General features: G+C 65.5%; 17 protein-coding genes. 14 read left to right on the top strand and 3 right to left on the bottom strand.

Annotated features, from left to right (window positions below; translation table 11 throughout):
• Positions 1-8 precede the first annotated feature (8 nt).
• The 9 genes from rseP (at position 9) to WJ16_RS10305 (ending at position 9,457) form a co-directional block, all read left to right on the top strand.
• On the top strand, positions 9-1,394 hold the full coding sequence (gene rseP, locus WJ16_RS10345) for an RIP metalloprotease RseP (protein WP_069256980.1): 1,386 nt from the start codon (positions 9-11) through the stop codon (positions 1,392-1,394).
• 61 nt (positions 1,395-1,455) lie between these two features.
• A complete protein-coding gene (gene bamA, locus WJ16_RS10340; protein WP_069256979.1) occupies positions 1,456-3,765 on the top strand; it encodes an outer membrane protein assembly factor BamA in 2,310 nt (769 codons plus the stop codon).
• Between the two features lie 64 nt (positions 3,766-3,829).
• The gene (locus tag WJ16_RS10335; RefSeq protein ID WP_069256978.1) at positions 3,830-4,327 is read left to right on the top strand and encodes an OmpH/Skp family outer membrane protein; all 498 of its coding nucleotides are present in this window, start codon (positions 3,830-3,832) and stop codon (positions 4,325-4,327) included.
• 16 nt (positions 4,328-4,343) lie between these two features.
• The gene (gene lpxD / locus WJ16_RS10330; RefSeq protein ID WP_069256977.1) at positions 4,344-5,420 is read left to right on the top strand and encodes a UDP-3-O-(3-hydroxymyristoyl)glucosamine N-acyltransferase; all 1,077 of its coding nucleotides are present in this window, start codon (positions 4,344-4,346) and stop codon (positions 5,418-5,420) included.
• Positions 5,421-5,549: 129 nt separating this feature from the next.
• Positions 5,550-6,017, top strand: coding sequence for a 3-hydroxyacyl-ACP dehydratase FabZ (gene fabZ / locus WJ16_RS10325; RefSeq protein ID WP_021159112.1), 468 nt, complete (start codon positions 5,550-5,552; stop codon positions 6,015-6,017).
• Between the two features lie 58 nt (positions 6,018-6,075).
• Positions 6,076-6,864 carry an acyl-ACP--UDP-N-acetylglucosamine O-acyltransferase gene (gene lpxA / locus WJ16_RS10320; protein ID WP_069256976.1) on the top strand — a complete coding sequence of 263 codons (789 nt, stop codon included), beginning with the start codon at positions 6,076-6,078 and terminating at the stop codon, positions 6,862-6,864.
• 3 nt (positions 6,865-6,867) lie between these two features.
• Complete coding sequence (lpxB, locus tag WJ16_RS10315; protein ID WP_069256975.1) at positions 6,868-8,037, top strand: lipid-A-disaccharide synthase; 1,170 nt, start codon at positions 6,868-6,870, stop codon at positions 8,035-8,037.
• Complete coding sequence (gene rnhB / locus WJ16_RS10310) at positions 8,034-8,678, top strand: ribonuclease HII (protein ID WP_069256974.1); 645 nt, start codon at positions 8,034-8,036, stop codon at positions 8,676-8,678. Before lpxB ends, rnhB begins: the two co-directional genes overlap by 4 nt.
• Positions 8,675-9,457, top strand: coding sequence for a TrmH family RNA methyltransferase (locus WJ16_RS10305; protein ID WP_069256973.1), 783 nt, complete (start codon positions 8,675-8,677; stop codon positions 9,455-9,457). Before rnhB ends, WJ16_RS10305 begins: the two co-directional genes overlap by 4 nt.
• 103 nt (positions 9,458-9,560) lie before the next feature.
• Here WJ16_RS10305 and ppsR read toward each other — a convergent pair whose 3' ends face one another.
• Positions 9,561-10,376 carry a posphoenolpyruvate synthetase regulatory kinase/phosphorylase PpsR gene (gene ppsR, locus WJ16_RS10300; protein ID WP_011549549.1) on the bottom strand — a complete coding sequence of 272 codons (816 nt, stop codon included), beginning with the start codon at positions 10,374-10,376 and terminating at the stop codon, positions 9,561-9,563.
• 376 nt (positions 10,377-10,752) lie between these two features.
• Here ppsR and ppsA point away from each other — a divergent pair, with 376 nt between their 5' ends.
• From ppsA to WJ16_RS10285, 3 genes are all read left to right on the top strand, one after another.
• The gene (gene ppsA / locus WJ16_RS10295) at positions 10,753-13,152 is read left to right on the top strand and encodes a phosphoenolpyruvate synthase (protein ID WP_069256972.1); all 2,400 of its coding nucleotides are present in this window, start codon (positions 10,753-10,755) and stop codon (positions 13,150-13,152) included.
• A 145-nt stretch (positions 13,153-13,297) separates the two neighbouring features.
• On the top strand, positions 13,298-13,732 hold the full coding sequence (locus WJ16_RS10290; RefSeq protein WP_069256971.1) for an NfeD family protein: 435 nt from the start codon (positions 13,298-13,300) through the stop codon (positions 13,730-13,732).
• A 33-nt stretch (positions 13,733-13,765) separates the two neighbouring features.
• Entirely contained in the window at positions 13,766-14,701 is a 936-nt protein-coding gene (locus WJ16_RS10285; protein ID WP_069256970.1) for an SPFH domain-containing protein, read from the top strand.
• A 240-nt stretch (positions 14,702-14,941) separates the two neighbouring features.
• On the opposite strand, the gene smpB is transcribed toward WJ16_RS10285, so the two are convergent.
• A complete protein-coding gene (gene smpB, locus WJ16_RS10280; RefSeq protein ID WP_006478511.1) occupies positions 14,942-15,388 on the bottom strand; it encodes an SsrA-binding protein SmpB in 447 nt (148 codons plus the stop codon).
• A 98-nt stretch (positions 15,389-15,486) separates the two neighbouring features.
• On the opposite strand from smpB, the gene WJ16_RS10275 reads away from it, so the two are divergent.
• Together WJ16_RS10275 and WJ16_RS10270 are read left to right on the top strand one after the other, a co-directional pair.
• Positions 15,487-15,924 (top strand): type II toxin-antitoxin system RatA family toxin, encoded by a 438-nt coding sequence (locus WJ16_RS10275; protein WP_034188832.1) that lies wholly within the window; start codon positions 15,487-15,489, stop codon positions 15,922-15,924.
• Between the two features lie 4 nt (positions 15,925-15,928).
• A complete protein-coding gene (locus WJ16_RS10270) occupies positions 15,929-16,252 on the top strand; it encodes an RnfH family protein (RefSeq protein WP_069256969.1) in 324 nt (107 codons plus the stop codon).
• 67 nt (positions 16,253-16,319) lie between these two features.
• Here the strand turns inward: WJ16_RS10270 and WJ16_RS10265 are convergent, their stop codons facing one another.
• A complete protein-coding gene (locus WJ16_RS10265) occupies positions 16,320-17,303 on the bottom strand; it encodes a DMT family transporter (RefSeq protein WP_069256968.1) in 984 nt (327 codons plus the stop codon).
• Positions 17,304-17,380: the final 77 nt, after the last annotated feature.

Genomic DNA, 17,380 nt, shown 5'->3' with positions numbered 1-17,380 from the left:
GAGTGCTCATGAACGTGCTGGTCGAACTGATCGCGTTTGCGGTGGCGATCGGGGTGCTGGTCGTCGTGCATGAGTACGGACACTATCGTGTCGCGCGCTGGTGCGGCGTGAAGGTGCTGCGTTTCTCGATCGGCTTCGGCCAGCCCGTCGCGCGCTGGGTCAGCCGCAAGACGGGCACCGAGTGGACACTGTCCGCGCTGCCGCTCGGCGGCTACGTGAAAATGCTCGACGAGCGCGACCCCGGCCCCGGCATCGCGCCCGAGGAGCTCGGTCAGGCGTTCAACCGCCAGTCGGTCTACAAGCGCATCGCGATCGTTGCGGCCGGGCCGATTGCGAACTTCCTGTTGGCAATCGTGCTGTTTTCCGCCGTATTCGCGACCGGCGTGACCGAGCCGGCCGCGATCGTCGCGCCGCCGGCCGCCGGCACGGTGGCCGCGCGCGCGGGCTTCGACGGCGGCGAGACGATCGTGTCGATCCGCGATGCGCGGGTGGGCGACGCGCAGGGCGGCGAGTCCGAACCGGTGCGCTCGTGGTCGGACCTGCGCTGGAAGCTGCTGGCAGCCGCGTTCGATCATCGCGAGATCGTGCTCGGCGCGCGCGACGGCAATACGACGTTCGATTTCCGCGTCGACCTCCGCCAAGTTACCGAAAGTCAGATCGACGACGATTTCATGGCCCATCTGGGCTTCGAGACCGGCGGCGGCGCGCTGTCGGTCGCGTCGGTGCAGCCCAGCAGCGCGGCGGAGCAGGCCGGGCTGAAGGCCGGCGACAAGCTGGTCGCGCTCGACGGCACGCCGATCGGAGGTGCGTCGCGTTTCATCGATTTCGTGAAGCACCATGCGGGCAAGCCGCTCGACCTGCGGATCGAGCGCGATGGCGCCGCGCAGACGGTGTCGATCGTGCCGCAGATGCAGCGCGACGACGAATCGGGGCAGCAGGTCGGCCGGATCGGCGCGGCGCTGTCGATGAACATGCCGTCCGTCGACGTGCGTTACGGGCCGATCGAGAGCCTGCGGCTCGGCGTGCACCGCACGTGGGACATTTCCGTGTATTCGCTGCGGATGTTCGGGCGCATGATCACGGGTAACGCGTCGCTGAAGAACCTGTCCGGCCCGGTGACGATCGCCGACTACGCAGGCAAGAGCGCGCGGCTCGGTCCGTCGGCGTTCCTGTCGTTCCTCGCCCTTGTCAGCATTAGCCTTGGCGTCCTGAACTTGTTGCCGATTCCCGTTTTGGACGGGGGGCATCTGTTATATTATGCGGTTGAAGCCGCGACCGGGAAAGCCGTCTCGGAGCGCTGGCAACTGATTCTGCAAAGAGCCGGGTTGATCTGCATCGTCGCATTGTCGGCGATCGCGCTGTTCAACGATCTGGCTCGGCTAATCCATTTCTGAAGCGTCAGGCGGCCGCCGCTCGGCAGTCGCCTGATTTGATGCAGCTAAATATTGGGGATGCATGTTGTTCAAACCTCATCGCTTTGTACCTAAGACAGTTGCAGCGGCCGCGCTCGCCGCGCACGGCCTCGCGGCGCATGCAGCGGCACCGTTCGTGGTGCAAGACATCAAGATCGAGGGGCTGCAGCGCGTCGAAGCGGGTTCGGTGTTCGCCTATCTGCCGATCAAGCAGGGCGATACCTTCACGGACGACAAGGCATCCGAAGCAATCCGCGCGCTGTATGCGACGGGCTTCTTCAACGACGTGCGCATCGCCACGCAGGGCAACGTCGTGATCGTGCAGGTGCAGGAGCGTCCGGCCATCGCGTCGATCGACTTCACCGGCACGAAGGAATTCGACAAGGACAATCTGACGAAGGCGCTGCGCGCAGTCGGTCTCGCCGACGGCCGCTATTACGACAAGGCGCTCGTCGACAAGGCGGAGCAGGAGCTCAAGCGCCAGTACCTCACGCGCGGCTTCTACGCGGCCGAGGTCAAGACGACGGTCACGCCGGTCGACGCGAACCGCGTGTCGATCCTGTTCGCGGTGGCCGAAGGCCCGAGCGCGAAGATCCGCCAGATCAACTTCATCGGCAACAAGGCATTCAGCACCAGCACGCTGCGTGACGAAATGCAGCTGTCGACGCCGAACTGGTTCTCCTGGTACACGAAGAACGACCTGTACTCGAAGGAAAAGCTGACGGGCGACCTCGAAGCGGTGCGCTCGTACTACCTGAACCGCGGCTATCTCGAGTTCAACATCGATTCGACCCAGGTGTCGATCTCGCCCGACAAGAAGGACATGTACCTGACGGTCACGCTGCACGAAGGCGAGCCGTACACGGTGTCGGGCATCAAGCTGTCGGGCAACCTGCTCGATCGCGAAGCCGAACTCAACAAGCTGATCAAGATCAAGCCGGGCGACCGCTTCTCGGCCGAAAAGCTGCAGCAGACCACCAAGTCGATCGTCGACAAGCTCGGCGAATACGGTTACGCGTTCGCGACCGTCAACGCGCAGCCGGACATCGACCAGGCGAACCACAAGGTGAACCTGAACCTCGTCGTCGATCCGAGCCGCCGTGTGTACGTGCGCCGCATCAACGTGGTCGGCAACACGCGTACGCGCGACGAAGTGGTGCGCCGCGAAATGCGCCAGCTCGAAAGCTCGTGGTTCGATTCGAACCGCCTCGCGCTGTCGAAGGATCGCGTGAACCGTCTCGGCTACTTCACCAACGTCGACGTGACGACCGTGCCGGTCGAAGGCACGAACGACCAGGTCGACGTGAACGTGAAGGTCGACGAAAAGCCGACCGGCGCGATCACGCTGGGCGCCGGCTTCTCGTCGACGGACAAGGTCGTGCTGTCGGCCGGCGTGTCGCAGGACAACGTGTTCGGTTCGGGTACCAGCCTGTCGGTGAACGTCAACACCGCGAAGAGCTACCGCACGCTGACCGTCACGCAGGTCGACCCGTACTTCACGGTCGACGGCATCAAGCGGATCACGGACGTCTACTACCGCACGTACCAGCCGCTCTACTATTCGACGAGCTCGAGCTTCCGGATCATCAGCGCGGGCGGCAACCTGAAGTTCGGCATTCCGTTCTCGGAAGTCGATACGGTCTACTTCGGCGCGGGCTTCGAGCAGAACCGCCTCGACGTCGATTCGAACACGCCGCAGAGCTACCAGGATTACGTGAACGAGTTCGGCCGCGTGTCGAACACGGTGCCGCTGACGGTCGCATGGTCGCGCGACGCGCGTGACAGCGCGCTGATTCCGAGCCGCGGCTACTTCACGCAGGCGAACATGGAGTACGGCGTGCCGGTCGGCAAGATCCAGTACTACAAGGCCGACCTGCAGGCGCAGTACTACTATTCGTTCTCGCGCGGCTTCATCCTGGGCCTGAACCTGCAAGGCGGCTACGGTAACGGTATCGGCAACCCGTACCCGATCTTCAAGAACTACTACGCGGGCGGTATCGGCTCCGTGCGCGGCTACGAGCCGAGCTCGCTGGGCCCGCGCGACACGAAGACGAACGACCCGATCGGCGGTTCGAAGATGCTGGTCGGCAACATCGAACTGACGTTCCCGCTGCCGGGCACGGGCTACGACCGCACGCTGCGCGTGTTCACGTTCCTCGACGGCGGTAACGTGTGGGGCAACGCGCCGGGCGGCACGAGTACGGGCGCCAACGGCCTGCGTTACGGCTACGGTGTGGGTCTCGCGTGGATTTCGCCGATCGGCCCGCTGAAGCTGAGCCTCGGCTTCCCGCTGCAGAAGCATGAGGGCGACCAGTACCAGAAATTCCAGTTCCAGATCGGGACGGCGTTCTGACCGAACGCATGACAACAGCAACGAGAGGGTAATTTTGCTAACCGGTAAGATTTCGAAACGAGTGATGTGCGCGCTGACCGTTGCGCTGGCCTTGGGCGCGGCGACGGTGCATGCACAGGACGTCGCCCGCATCGCGGCGGTCAATTCGGATCGGATCCTGCGCGAGTCGGCGCCCGCGAAAGCGGCGCAGACGAAGCTCGAAGCCGAGTTCGCGAAGCGCGACAAGGATCTGCAGGACCTGGCGGCGCGTCTGAAGTCGATGTCCGATTCGCTGGACAAGAACGGCACGTCGCTGTCGGCGGCCGATCGTGCACAGAAGCAGCGCGATCTCGCGCAGCTCGATACCGATTTCCAGCGCAAGCAGCGCGAGTTCCGCGAGGACCTGAACCAGCGTCGCAACGAAGAGCTGGCGGCCGTGCTCGAGAAGGCGAACAAGGTCATCAAGCAGATCGCCGAACAGCAGAATTACGACCTGATCGTGCAGGAAGCCGTGTACGTCAGCCCGCGCATCGACATCACCGACAAGGTGCTCAAGGCGCTCGCGTCCGGCTCGACGAACTGAACGGAGCAGACGACGAATGGCATTGACGCTTGAGGAACTCGTAAAGCGGTTCGGCGGCGAGATCGCCGGCGACGCACAGTGCAAGGTGAGCGGGCTCGCACCGCTCGACCAGGCAGGCCCGCAGCAGCTCGCGTTCCTCGCGAATCCGAAGTATCTGTCGCAGGTCGAGTCGACCCGCGCCGGCGCGGTGCTGATCTCGCCGAAGGATCTGGAAAAGCTCGGCGCGGCCGGCCCCCAAAATTTCATCGTCACGCCGAATCCGTACGCGTACTTCGCGCGCGTCGCGCAGTTGTTCATCGATCTGGCCGCGCCGCAGCGTGCTGCCGGCGTGCATCCGAGCGCGACGATCGATCCGGCCGCGCAGGTGGCCGCGAGCGCGGTGGTCGGCCCCCACGTGACGGTCGAGGCCGGCGCCGTGATCGAAGACGGCGTGCAGCTCGACGCGAACGTCTTCGTCGGCCGCGGCACGACGATCGGCGCGGGCTCGCATCTGTATCCGAACGCAACGGTGTACCACGGCTGCAAGGTCGGCCCGCGCGCGATCATCCATGCGGGCGCGGTGATCGGCTCCGACGGCTTCGGCTTCGCGCCGGATTTCGTCGGCGACGGCGACGCGCGCACCGGCAGCTGGGTCAAGATCCCGCAGGTCGGCGGCGTATCGATCGGCCCGGACGTCGAGATCGGCGCGAACACGACGATCGACCGCGGCGCGATGGCGGATACCGTCATCGACGAATGCGTGAAGATCGACAACCAGGTCCAGATCGGCCACAACTGCCGGATCGGCGCGTACACGGTGATCGCCGGCAGCGCGGGCATCGCGGGCAGCACGACGATCGGCCGCCACTGCATGATCGGCGGCGCGGCCGGGATCGCCGGCCACGTGACGCTCGGCGACTATGTCATCATCACCGCGAAGTCGGGCGTATCGAAGTCGCTGCCGAAGGCCGGCATCTATACCAGCGCATTTCCGGCCGTCGACCACGGCGAATGGAACAAGAGCGCTGCGCTCGTGCGCAACCTCGACAAGCTGCGCGAGCGCATCAAGACGCTCGAAGCCGCGCTTGCCGCCCAGGGCGGCACGGACGCCTGAGCGCATCATGCGAGACCTTCAACCGGGCACGGCCAGCGCAACCGGCCCGGTTTGCCAGACTGGGCCGCACGCCGGCCCGCTTCAGCCTTTGCATCACCACCGCGCAGCCTCTGCGTGAGACGAACCATCATGAGCACTGAAAAAATCAATCTCGACATCCACAAGATCCTCACGCTGCTGCCGCATCGCTACCCGATTCTGCTCGTCGATCGCGTGCTCGAACTCGAACCGCACAAGGGAATCAAAGCGCTGAAGAACGTGTCGATCAACGAGCCGTTTTTCCAGGGGCATTTCCCGAAGCGGCCGGTGATGCCGGGCGTGCTGATCCTCGAGGCGCTCGCGCAGGCCGCGGCGCTGCTGACCTTCTCGGAAGAGCAGCCGAAGGATCCGGAAAACACGCTGTACTACTTCGTCGGGATCGACGGCGCGCGCTTCAAGCGCCCGGTCGAACCGGGCGACCAGCTGATTCTGAACGTGACGTTCGAGCGCTACATCCGCGGCATCTGGAAGTTCAAGGCGGTGGCGGAAGTGGACGGCAAGGTGGCGGCGGAAGCCGAGCTGATGTGCACGGTCAAGACGACCGACGTGGCGCCCTGAGCGACGCGGCACGGACAGGCAACGCAACGCGACACATCACATCGAGAGGCAACGGCGCATGACCAGGATTCATCCCACCGCGATCGTCGAACCGGGCGCGCAGATCGACGAATCGGTCGAGATCGGTCCGTACGCGATCATCGGTCCGCACGTCACGATCGGCGCGCGCACGACGATCGGCTCGCACAGCGTGATCGAAGGCCATACGACGCTCGGCGAGGACAACCGCATCGGCCATTACGCGTCGGTCGGCGGTCGTCCGCAGGACATGAAGTACAAGGACGAGCCGACCCGGCTCGTGATCGGCAACCGCAACACGATCCGCGAATTCACGACGATTCACACGGGCACCGTGCAAGATGGCGGCGTGACGACGCTCGGCGACGACAACTGGATCATGGCCTATGTGCATATCGGTCATGACTGCACCGTCGGCAGCCACGTGATCCTGTCGAGCAACGCGCAGATGGCCGGCCACGTCGAGATCGGCGACTGGGCGATCGTCGGCGGGATGTCGGGCGTCCACCAGTTCGTGCGCATCGGTGCGCATTCGATGCTGGGCGGCGCATCGGCGCTCGTGCAGGACGTTCCGCCGTTCGTGATCGCGGCAGGCAACAAGGCCGAGCCGCACGGGATCAACGTCGAAGGGCTGCGCCGGCGCGGTTTCTCGCCCGACGCGATTTCCGCGCTGCGCAGTGCGTACCGCCTGCTGTACAAGAACGGCCTGTCGCTCGAGGAAGCGAAAGCGCAGTTGCGCGAGCTGGCGGCGGCGGGCGGCGACGGCGATGCACCGGTGAAGACGCTCGTCGAATTCATCGACGCGTCGCAACGCGGCATCATCCGCTAAGCGATGCCGCTTCCGACCACTCCACTCCGGCTCGCGATGGCGGCCGGCGAACCGTCGGGCGACCTGCTCGGTGCGTCGCTGCTCGGCGGGCTGCGCGAGCGGCTGCCCGAATCGGCGCTGTACTACGGGATCGGCGGGCCGCGGATGATCGCGCAGGGGTTCGACTCGCACTGGCAGATGGACAAGCTGACCGTGCGCGGCTACGTCGAGGCGCTCGGCCAGATTCCCGAGATCCTGCGGATTCGCGGCGAGCTGAAGCGCCAGTTGCTCGCCGAGCGGCCGGACGCGTTCATCGGCGTCGACGCACCCGATTTCAACTTCAGCGTGGAACAGGCCGCGCGCGACGCGGGCATTCCGTCGATCCACTTCGTGTGCCCGTCCATCTGGGCGTGGCGCGGCGGCCGGATCAAGAAGATCGCGAAGTCGGTCGATCACATGCTGTGCCTGTTCCCGTTCGAACCGGCGATTCTCGACAAGGCCGGCGTTGCGTCGACCTACGTCGGCCATCCGCTGGCCGATGAAATTCCGCTCGAACCCGACACGCACGGCGCGCGCATCGCGCTCGGGCTGCCGGCCGACGGCCCGGTGATCGCGGTGCTGCCGGGCAGCCGGCGCTCGGAAATCGCGCTGATCGGTCCGACGTTCTTCGCGGCAATGGCGCTGATGCAGCAGCGCGAGCCCGGCGTGCGGTTCGTGATGCCGGCGGCCACGCCCGCGCTGCGCGAACTGCTGCAGCCGCTCGTCGACGCGCATCCGCAGCTTGCGCTGACGATCACCGACGGCCGCTCGCAGGTCGCGATGACGGCCGCCGACGCGATCCTCGTGAAGAGCGGCACGGTCACGCTGGAAGCCGCGCTGCTGAAGAAGCCGATGGTGATCTCGTACAAGGTGCCGTGGCTGACCGGGCAGATCATGCGCCGGCAGGGTTACCTGCCGTACGTCGGCTTGCCGAACATCCTGGCGGGGCGTTTCGTCGTGCCCGAGCTGCTGCAGCATTTCGCGACGCCCGACGCGCTCGCCGATGCGACGCTCACGCAGTTGCGCGACGACGCGAACCGCCGCACGTTGACCGAAGTATTCACCGAAATGCATCTGTCGCTGCGGCAGAACACGGCCGCGAAGGCGGCCGAAGCGGTCGTGCGCGTGCTCGAACAACGCAAGGGGCGCGCATGACCGCAGTACGCGCACCCCGCCGCCGCGCGTCGAGCGACGGGCAGGGCGGTTTCGACTTCAGCCGCCCGGACGAGATCGTCTGCGGCGTCGACGAAGCGGGCCGCGGCCCGCTCGCGGGGCCGGTGGTGGCCGCCGCGGTGATTCTCGATCCCGCGCAGCCGATCGACGGGCTCGACGATTCGAAGGCGTTGTCCGCGAAGAAGCGCGACGCGCTGTACGAGCTGATCGTCGCGCGCTCGCTGTCGTATTGCGTCGCATCGGCAAGCGTCGACGAAATCGATACGCTGAACATCCTGCACGCGACGATGCTCGCAATGAAGCGCGCGGTCGAAGGCTTGTCGATGCTGCCGACGCTCGCGCAGATCGACGGCAACCGCTGCCCGACGCTGACCGTGCGCGCCGAGGCGATCGTCAGCGGCGACGCGCTCGTGCCGAGCATCTCGGCCGCGTCGATCCTCGCGAAAGTCACGCGCGACCGCATGCTCGTCGACCTGCACGATCGCTTCCCGGTGTACGGCTTCAACGTGCATGCGGGCTACGGCACCGCGAAACACCTTGCCGCACTGCGCGAACACGGCCCGTGCGAAGCGCATCGGCGCTCGTTCGCGCCGGTCCGTGCGGCGCTCGACCTGATTCGATGAAAAGCATTACTTCCCGCGACAATCCGCTGTACAAGCGCCTGAAGGCGCTCGCGGGTTCGACGCCCCACCAGCGCCGCAGCGGCCAGGCGCTGCTCGAAGGCTTCCATCTCGCGAGCGCGTACCTCGATACGGGCGCGACCCCCGAGCTCTGCGTGACGACCGAAGGCGCGCTCGGCCACGCCGAGGCCCAGGCGATCGTCGCGCGCATCGATGCGCAGCGGATCGTCACGCTGCCCGACGCGTTGTTCGGGCAGTTGTCGAACGTCGTCAACGGCGTCGGCTTCCTGCTGCTCGTCGACCGGCCGGCGCAGCCGCTGCCCGAACGCGTGACGCACACGTCGGTCGTGCTCGACGGCGTGCAGGACGCCGGCAACGTCGGCTCGATCCTGCGCAGCGCGGCGGCGGCTGGTGTGCGTCACGTGTTCTGCGCGCCGGGTACCGCGTACGCGTGGTCGTCGAAGGTGCTGCGCTCGGGCATGGGCGCGCATTTCCTGCTGTCGATCCACGAGGACGTCGAAGCGGCCGCGCTTGCCGAGCGGCTCGACGTGCCGATCGCACTGACCGATTCGCACGGCGCGCAGGCGGTCTACGACTGCGACCTGGCGGGGCCCGTCGCGTGGGTGTTCGGCAACGAGGGCGCCGGCGTGTCGGCGTTCTGGCGCGATACGGCCACGCATCGCGTGACGATTCCCCAGCCGGGCGGGATGGAATCGCTGAACGTCGCAGCGGCGGCAGCCGTGTGCCTGTTCGAGCAGGTGCGGCAACAGCGGCCTGCGTGACGCCACGCGCGCGCATGTCCCGCACAACGAAAAAAGGCCGCGTTCATCGACGCGGCCTTTTCGTTTCCTGCGGCAGCCCGGACGGCCGCCTGCACACCGGCGCTCAGTACGACTGCCGGTCGAGACGGATTTCCTGCAGGATCGTCGTCGCGATTTCCTCGATCGACTTGTGCGTCGACGACAGCCACTTGATCCCTTCGCGGCGCATCATCGCCTCGGCCTCGTTGATCTCGTAGCGGCAGTTCTCGGGTGCCGCGTACTTGCTGCCCGGGCGCCGCTCGTTGCGGATCTCCGACAGCCGTTGGGGGTCGATCGACAGCCCGAACAGCTTCTCGCTGTACGGCGCCAGCGCCGACGGCAGCTTGCCGCGCTCGAAATCCTCCGGAATCAGCGGATAGTTTGCCGCCTTCACGCCGTACTGCATCGCGAGATACAGGCTCGTCGGCGTCTTGCCGCTGCGCGACACGCCGACGAGGATCACGTCGGCTTCCGACAGGTTGCGGTTCGACTGGCCGTCGTCGTGCGCGAGCGAGAAGTTGATCGCCTCGATCCGCGTCTTGTATTCCTCGGTGTCCGCGTTCTGGTGGCCGCGGCCCATCGCGTGGCTCGACTTGAGCTCCAGTTCCTGTTCGAGCGGTTCGACGAAGCGCTGGAACATGTCGAGCACGAGTGCGTTCGAGCGCTTGACGATGTCGTTCGACTCGCTGTCGACGAGCGTCGTGAACACGATCGCGCGGCGGCCGTCGTGCACGGCGGCCTCGTTGATCTTCTCGACGGTGGCGTAGGCCTTGTCGAGCGAGTCGACGAACGGCACGCGCACGAGCCGGAATTTCTGGTCGAACTGGGAGAGGATCGAATGCGCGAAGGTTTCGGCAGTGATCCCGGTGCCGTCGGAGACGATGAATACGGTAGGCAGCATGAATCTGGACGTCGAGCGTGAAGGGCGGTTGCGCGGGCGGCTGGAGGGCCGCCTCCAGCCGCAGTGACAAGGTCGCGCCACATCCGGCAGCCGGCACGGTAGAATAGCGGCAACCTGTTGGATAAGCAATTGCGGGGGCGGAGGCGCGAACGGCGCCCCGGGCTTGCCGCGCGATTCCAGGAATTCCCGGCAAGTTTGGCGATTTGTCTGCAAATATCGCCCTTCTGCCGGGATTTTTGCAAATCGGGTCGGAAGATTTCCGCCGCTGCGAAGGCTTATCCAACAGGTTGCGCAAGACGCGTCGCGCCTTTTTGCAAGCGCCCGCGTTCGAGCCCACTTGCGCAATCGAGCATTTTTTTCACACTTAGGGGCTTGTATGACTAACGCAGCAAACGTCGCAAAGGACCAGGCGTATGTAATTCCGTTCGAGCAGTTGCGGATGACCGATGTGGAGATCGTGGGCGGCAAGAATGCGTCGCTCGGCGAGATGATCAGCCAGCTTTCCGAAGCAGGCGTTCGCGTACCCACCGGTTTCGCCACGACCGCGCTCGCATTCCGCGATTTCCTCAAGCACAACGACCTCACCGACCGCATCGCGAAGCGTCTCGAGTCGCTCGACATCGACGACGTGAAGGCGCTCGCCGAAGCCGGCGCCGAAATCCGCAAGTGGATCGTCGATGCGCCGATGCAGGCGCGTCTCGAGCAGGAAATCCGCGCGCAGTTCGAAGTGCTGAAGAACGGCTCGCCGGGCGAACTGTCGTTCGCCGTGCGTTCGTCCGCCACCGCGGAAGACCTGCCCGACGCATCGTTCGCCGGTCAACAGGAGTCGTACCTGAACGTCGTCGGCATCGAGGACGTGCTCGATCGCATGAAGCACGTGTTCGCGTCGCTGTACAACGACCGCGCGATCTCGTACCGCGTGCACAAGGGCTTCACGCACGCGGAAGTCGCGCTGTCGGCAGGCGTGCAGCGCATGGTCCGCTCGGACGTCGGCGCCGCCGGCGTGATGTTCACGATCGACACCGAATCGGGCTTCAAGGACGCCGTGTTCATCACGTCGAGCTACGGCCTGGGCGAAACCGTCGTGCAGGGCGCGGTGAACCCGGACGAGTTCTACGTGTTCAAGACGACGCTCGCACAGGACAAGTACCCGATCATCCGCCGCTCGATCGGCTCGAAGCTGATCAAGATGGAATTCACGCAGCCGGGCGAGCCGGGCCGCGTGAAGACGGTCGACGTGCCGCACGAACAGCGCAACCGTTACTCGATCACCGACGAAGACGTGATCGAGCTGGCGAAGTACGCGGTCATCATCGAGAAGCACTACCAGCGTCCGATGGACATCGAGTGGGGCAAGGACGGCCGCGACGGCAAGATCTTCATCCTGCAGGCACGCCCGGAAACCGTGAAGAGCCAGGCGAGCGGCAAGGCCGAGCAGCGCTTCAAGCTGAAGGGTCAGTCGCAGGTGCTGGCAACCGGCCGCGCGATCGGCCAGAAGATCGGCGCGGGTCGCGTGCGCGTGATCCAGGATCCGTCGGAAATGGAACGCGTGCAGCCGGGCGACGTGCTGGTGGCCGACATGACCGACCCGAACTGGGAGCCGGTGATGAAGCGTGCGGCCGCGATCGTCACGAACCGTGGCGGCCGGACCTGCCACGCGGCGATCATCGCGCGTGAGCTCGGCGTGCCGGCCGTGGTCGGCTGCGGCGATGCGACCGACATCCTGAAGGACGGCGCGCTCGTGACCGTGTCGTGCGCGGAAGGCGACGAAGGCAAGATCTACGACGGCCTGCTCGAGACGGAAGTCACGGAAGTGCAGCGCGGCGAACTGCCGGAAATCCCGGTCAAGATCATGATGAACGTCGGCAACCCGCAGCTCGCGTTCGACTTCTCGCAACTGCCGAACGCAGGCGTGGGTCTCGCGCGCCTCGAGTTCATCATCAACAACAACATCGGCGTTCACCCGAAGGCGATCCTCGAGTACCCGAACATCGACCAGGATCTGAAGAAGGCGGTCGAGAGCGTCGCGCGCGGCCACGCATCGCCGCGTCAGTTCTACGTCGACAAGCTGACGGAAGGCGTCGCGACGATCGCGGCGGCGTTCTATCCGAAGCCCGTGATCGTGCGTCTGTCCGACTTCAAGTCGAACGAGTACAAGAAGCTGATCGGCGGTTCGCGCTACGAGCCGGACGAGGAAAACCCGATGCTGGGCTTCCGCGGCGCGTCGCGTTACATCGCCGACGATTTCGCGCAGGCGTTCGAGATGGAGTGCCGTGCGCTGAAGCGCGTGCGCGACGAGATGGGCCTGACCAACGTCGAGATCATGGTGCCGTTCGTGCGTACCGTGAAGCAGGCGGAGCGTGTCGTCGGCCTGCTCGAGAAGTTCGGCCTGAAGCGCGGCGAAAACGGCCTGCGTCTCGTGATGATGTGCGAAGTCCCGACCAACGCGATCCTCGCCGAAGACTTCCTGCAGTTCTTCGACGGCTTCTCGATCGGCTCGAACGACCTCACGCAGCTCACGCTCGGCCTCGACCGCGATTCTGGCATGGAACTGCTGGCCGTCGACTTCGACGAACGCGACCCGGCCGTCAAGTTCCTGCTCAAGCGCGCGATCGATACCTGCCGCAAGATGGGCAAGTACGTCGGCATCTGCGGCCAGGGCCCGTCCGATCACCCGGACTTCGCGCAATGGCTGACCGACGAAGGCATCGTGTCGATCTCGCTGAACCCGGACACGATCATCGATACGTGGCAGGCGCTCGCCAACCGGAAGTAACGCCCGGTAATGCATCTTCACCGAAGGCGCGGCGCCGTCGCGCCTTCGGTGAAGGCAAAATGCAAGGTTCATGCTATAAACACCCCGGTAAGCACCGGGGTGTTTTTATTTGTCGGTACGCGTCGATGTTTTTCTGGAGACCGCAATGATGTCGGGGCATCTGTTCTGGTGGATCGGGGGCGGCGTGCTGGTCGTGGCCGAATTGCTGACCGGCACGTTCTATCTGTTGATGATCGCGCTCGGCTTTTTCGCGGGCGGGCTGTTGCAACTGGCCGGTGTCGCGCCGCACGTGCAGTTCGGCGCGGCCGCCGCGGTGGCGATCATCGCGATGGTCGTGCTGCGCCGCTCGGGGCTCGGCCGCAAGCAGAAGCGCGACACGTCGACGAATCCCGACGTCAATCTCGACATCGGCGCGACCGTCACGGTCGACGCGTGGCGTGACGGCCGCGCGCGCGTGCAGTATCGCGGCGCCGACTGGGACGTCGAACTCGCGAACGGCGAGCGCGACGATGCGCGCGTGTACCAGGTGAGTGCCGTGCGCGGCAATTGTCTCGTGGTCGTGGCGAAACCGGCGGGCTGACCGTCTGCCGATACAACAAGGAGGGAATACTTCATGGATTCGCTGATCATCTGGGTGGTCCTGCTCGTCATCGCGATCGTGATCGTGTCGAAGACGGTGAAGATCGTGCCGCAGCAGCATGCATGGGTGCTCGAGCGCTTCGGGCGCTATCACGCGACGCTGTCGCCCGGTCTCAATATCGTGCTGCCGTTCGTCGATCGCATCGCGTACCGGCATGTGCTGAAGGAAATCCCGCTCGACGTGCCGAGCCAGATCTGCATCACGCGCGACAACACGCAGCTGCAAGTCGACGGTGTGCTGTATTTCCAGGTGATGGACCCGATGAAGGCGTCGTACGGGTCGAGCAACTTCGTGCTTGCGATCACGCAGTTGTCGCAGACGATGCTGCGCTCGGTGATCGGCAAGCTGGAGCTCGACAAGACGTTCGAGGAGCGCGACTTCATCAACCACAGCATCGTGTCGGCGCTCGACGAGGCCGCCGCGAACTGGGGCGTGAAGGTGCTGCGCTACGAGATCAAGGACCTGACGCCGCCGAAGGAGATCCTGCACGCGATGCAGGCGCAGATCACCGCGGAGCGTGAAAAGCGCGCGCTGATCGCCGCATCCGAAGGCCGCAAGCAGGAGCAGATCAACCTCGCATCGGGCGCGCGCGAAGCGGCGATCCAGAAATCCGAAGGCGAGCGGCAGGCCGCGATCAACCAGGCGCAGGGCGAAGCAGCCGCGATTCTGGCGGTGGCCGAGGCGAACGCGCAGGCGATCCAGAAGATCGCGAGCGCAATCCAGTCGCAGGGCGGGATGGATGCGGTGAACCTGAAGGTTGCCGAGCAGTATGTCGGCGCGTTCTCGAATCTCGCGAAGCAGGGCAACACGCTGATCGTGCCGTCGAACCTGTCGGATCTCGGCACGGCGATCTCGTCGGCGCTGACGATCGTCAAAACTGCGGGGGCGGCTTCCGGCGGGAAGGGCTGAGTCGGGCCTGCGCAGCGCACCGGCGGCAGCCGCGTGCGTTCGGTGTGCGGCGAATCGTCGCGCAACGGGCGGCGCGGATGATGACGGCGCCTTTCTTCAGTCGAACCGGGCGGTGTGGCGGCACTTTGCCGCTCCGGCCGCCGCGCCGGGCAGCCGGCACACGCCTGGCTCGGCTAGCCCACCAAAGCGACACGGCCCGCTTCGAGCGGGCCGTGTCGTTTGCGAAGCGCGTCGCGCGCGTCAGGTGCCGGCGCGCATGATGCGTGCCTTTTCGCGTTCCCAGTCGCGCTTCTTCTCGGTTTCGCGCTTGTCGTGCAGCTTCTTGCCCTTCGCGAGCGCGATGTCGCACTTCACGCGACCGCCCTTGTAGTGGAAGTTCAGCGGCACGAGCGTGTAGCCCCGCTGCTCGACCTTGCCGATCAGTTTCTTGATTTCCTCGCGGTGCAGCAGCAGCTTGCGCGTGCGGACCGGGTCGGGCTTGATGTGCGTCGAGGCTTCGGGCAGCGGGCTGATATGGGTGCCGATCAGGAAGATCTCGGCGTTCTTCACCACGACGTAGCCTTCCTTGATCTGGCCGCGCCCGGCGCGCAGCGCCTTGACTTCCCAGCCCTCAAGCACGAGCCCCGCTTCGTAGCGTTCCTCGATGTGATAATCGAAGTGCGCTTTCCTGTTGTCGATGATGCTCATGAAAGGATCGGGCCAACTCGTTTAAAATCACGATTTTAGCAAAGCGGGGCGGTAATCGCCCGGCTTGCTTTCTCACCTTGAGCGGTGCCGCGCGATTTATGGCAGATGTCCAGAAAACCGTATTGATCCGTCATTCGGCGGAACAGATGTTCGACCTCGTCACCGACGTGGCCGACTACCCCAATTTCCTGCCCTGGTGCGGCGGTGTCGAGATTCGCCGTCAGGACGAGAGCGGGATGGAAGCGCGCATCGACATCAACTTCAAGGGCATCAAGCAGCATTTCGCGACGCGCAACACGCAGCAGCGCCCGACGCGGATCGACATGGAGTTCACGGACGGCCCGTTCAAGAAGTTCACGGGCTCGTGGCGCTTCACGGCGCTGCGTGCCGATGCGTGCAAGATCGAATTCGCGCTGCACTACGAGTTTTCGAGCATCCTGCTCGAAAAGATCATCGGGCCGGTGTTCAGCCACATCGCGAACACGTTCGTCGATTCGTTCGTGAAACGCGCCGACCAGCGCTACGGGAAGGGGTGACGCGATGCTGTCGATCGAAGTCTGCTACGCGCTGCCCGATCGCCAGACGGTGATTGCGTTGTCGCTGCCCGAAGGGGCGACCGTTCGTTCGGCGATCGACGCGAGCGGCGTGCTCGCGCTGCATCCGGAAATCGATCTCGCGCACGCGAAGACGGGCGTGTACGGCAAGCTCGCGCCGCTCGACGCACCGCTCGCCGACCACGACCGCGTCGAGATCTACCGCCCGCTGATCGTCGATCCGAAGCTCGCGCGCCAGCGGCGCGTCGACAAGTCGCGCCGCGACGGCTCCATCGAGGGCCGCAAGTGGATGCACAAGGACGCGCGCTGACGCGGGCCGGCCCGCGATTTTCGCCACGATTCTTCGCCCGCTTTTGCCCGCTCGAACGCCGCGATGCTCAGTGAGCCGCGGCGTTCGCGTTTGGCGGCGCGCTTCCCGACGCATCGCCTCCGGCGGGCGTGTCGCCGTGTTGCCGCACCGATCCGTAGACGCCCGCGAGCAGCAGCACCAGCGCGGCGATTTCGAGCACATGCGGCATCCGCTGGTCGTACACGAATGCATAAAGCATCGCGAACACGGTTTCGAACACGATCAACTGGCCCGACAGCGTGAGCGGCAGCCGCTTCGATGCGGCGTTCCACAGGCCGTTGCCGAGCCACGACGCGCCGATCGCGAGCACGAGGTTCAGCAGCCAGAACAACTGCCAGCGCGACGCCGGGACCGCTGCCTGCACCGTGCCTGCCGGCAGCGCGAGGATCGCGATCCAGCAGAGCCCGCCGATCAGGCCCGTCACGACACCCCACAGCACCGACCACTCGTTGCCGCCGAAATAGCGGTGGCGCTGCAGATAGCGTGCGTTCGCGACCGCATACCAGGTCCAGCTCGCGAGCGCGCCCGCCGCGCAGGCGATGCCGGCGAGCTTCTGGCCGAGCGTCGTCGCATGCGCGGCTTCGGACGTGAACAGGTCGACGTTGATGCAGACGATGCCCGCGATCACCAGCACGAGCGGGGCGGCGAGCCGTCGCAGCGGCACGGCGCCGTGGTCGCCGAGGCCCGCGAGCGTGACCGTGACGGGCAGCACGCCGACGATCAGCGAACTGGGCGCGATGCCGATCAAATGCACGGCGCCCGACAGCAGCATGTAGTACGCGACGTTGCCGACGACGGCGAGCCTGACCAGCGCGACGAGATCCTCGCGGGTCAGCCGCGCCAGCAGCGAGCGGGCGGCCGGCAGCGCCGCAGCCAACGACACGAGGCCGTACATCGCATAGCGGCCGGCGCTCAGCAAGAGCGGCGAGAAGTCGGTCAGCAGCCGCGGAACGAGAAACACCATGCCCCACAGGGCGCCAGCCAGGACACCATAGATCACACCGCGCTGCATCGACCGCTCCGAACACATGACTGACGAGCGCGCATCTTAGGACGCGGTCGCCCGCGTCGTCTTGTTCATTCCTGCAC

The sequence above is a fragment of the Burkholderia metallica genome, assembly GCF_001718555.1.
Classification (GTDB): domain Bacteria; phylum Pseudomonadota; class Gammaproteobacteria; order Burkholderiales; family Burkholderiaceae; genus Burkholderia; species Burkholderia metallica.
The sequence above is the reverse complement of the archived record's forward strand: the minus strand, read 5'-3'. Positions and strand labels throughout refer to the sequence as shown.